1 rRNA gene is annotated in these 1,916 nt (G+C 51.7%); it reads left to right on the top strand.

Annotation, left to right across the window (positions count from 1 at the left end):
- A 23S ribosomal RNA gene (locus tag INT39_RS22270) occupies positions 1-1,916 on the top strand; the annotation flags it as partial.

Genomic DNA, 1,916 nt, shown 5'->3' with positions numbered 1-1,916 from the left:
ATGGGGTGACTGCGTACCTTTTGTATAATGGGTCAGCGACTTATATTCTGTAGCAAGGTTAACCGTATAGGGGAGCCGTAGGGAAACCGAGTCTTAACTGGGCGAATGAGTTGCAGGGTATAGACCCGAAACCCGGTGATCTATCCATGGGCAGGTTGAAGGTTGGGTAACACTAACTGGAGGACCGAACCGACTAATGTTGAAAAATTAGCGGATGACTTGTGGATGGGGGTGAAAGGCCAATCAAACCGGGAGATAGCTGGTTCTCCCCGAAAGCTATTTAGGTAGCGCCTCGTGAATTCATCTTCGGGGGTAGAGCACTGTTTCGACTAGGGGGTCATCCCGACTTACCAACTCGATGCAAACTGCGAATACCGAAGAATGTTATCACGGGAGACACACGGCGGGTGCTAACGTCCGTCGTGAAGAGGGAAACAACCCAGACCGCCAGCTAAGGTCCCAAAGTCATGGTTAAGTGGGAAACGAAGTGGGAAGGCTCAGACAGCCAGGATGTTGGCTTAGAAGCAGCCATCATTTAAAGAAAGCGTAATAGCTCACTGGTCGAGTCGGCCCGCGCGGAAGATGTAACGGGGCTAAACCATGCACCGAAGCTGCGGCAGCGACACTTAGGTGTTGTTGGGTAGGGGAGCGTTCTGTAAGCCTGCGAAGGTGTGCTGTGAGGCATGCTGGAGGTATCAGAAGTGCGAATGCTGACATAAGTAACGATAATGCGGGTGAAAAACCCGCACGCCGGAAGACCAAGGGTTCCTGTCCAACGTTAATCGGGGCAGGGTGAGTCGACCCCTAAGGCGAGGCTGAAAAGCGTAGTCGATGGGAAACGGGTTAATATTCCCGTACTGGTGGTAACTGCGATGGGGGAACGGAGAAGGCTAGGTTGTCCGGGCGACGGTTGTCCCGGTTCAAGCATGTAGGCAGAGTAACTAGGCAAATCCGGTTACTTAATGCTGAGGTGTGATGACGAGCCACTAAGGTGGTGAAGCAATTAATGCCCTGCTTCCTGGAAAAGCCTCTAAGCTTCAGGTTACCAACAATCGTACCCCAAACCGACACAGGTGGTCAGGTAGAGAATACTCAGGCGCTTGAGAGAACTCGGGTGAAGGAACTAGGCAAAATGGTGCCGTAACTTCGGGAGAAGGCACGCTGATGGTAAGTGAAGTCCCTTGCGGACGGAGCCGAAATCAGTCGAAGATACCAGCTGGCTGCAACTGTTTATTAAAAACACAGCACTGTGCAAACACGAAAGTGGACGTATACGGTGTGACGCCTGCCCGGTGCTGGAAGGTTAATTGATGGGGTTATCCGTAAGGAGAAGCTCTTGATCGAAGCCCCAGTAAACGGCGGCCGTAACTATAACGGTCCTAAGGTAGCGAAATTCCTTGTCGGGTAAGTTCCGACCTGCACGAATGGCGTAATGATGGCCAGGCTGTCTCCACCCGAGACTCAGTGAAATTGAACTCGCTGTGAAGATGCAGTGTACCCGCGGCAAGACGGAAAGACCCCGTGAACCTTTACTATAGCTTGACACTGAACTTTGAACCTTGATGTGTAGGATAGGTGGGAGACTATGAAATGTGGACGCCAGTCTGCATGGAGTCAACCTTGAAATACCACCCTTTAATGTTTGATGTTCTAACCTAGGTCCATAATCTGGATCGGGGACCGTGTCTGGTGGGTAGTTTGACTGGGGCGGTCTCCTCCTAAAGAGTAACGGAGGAGCACGAAGGTTGGCTAAGCATGGTCGGACATCATGCGGTTAGTGCAAAGGCATAAGCCAGCTTGACTGTGAGAGTGACGGCTCGAGCAGGTACGAAAGTAGGTCTTAGTGATCCGGTGGTTCTGAATGGAAGGGCCATCGCTCAACGGATAAAAGGTACTCCGGGGATAACAGGCTGATA

Source organism: Pseudomonas sp. FME51, assembly GCF_014897305.1.
The sequence above is the reverse complement of the archived record's forward strand: the minus strand, read 5'-3'. Positions and strand labels throughout refer to the sequence as shown.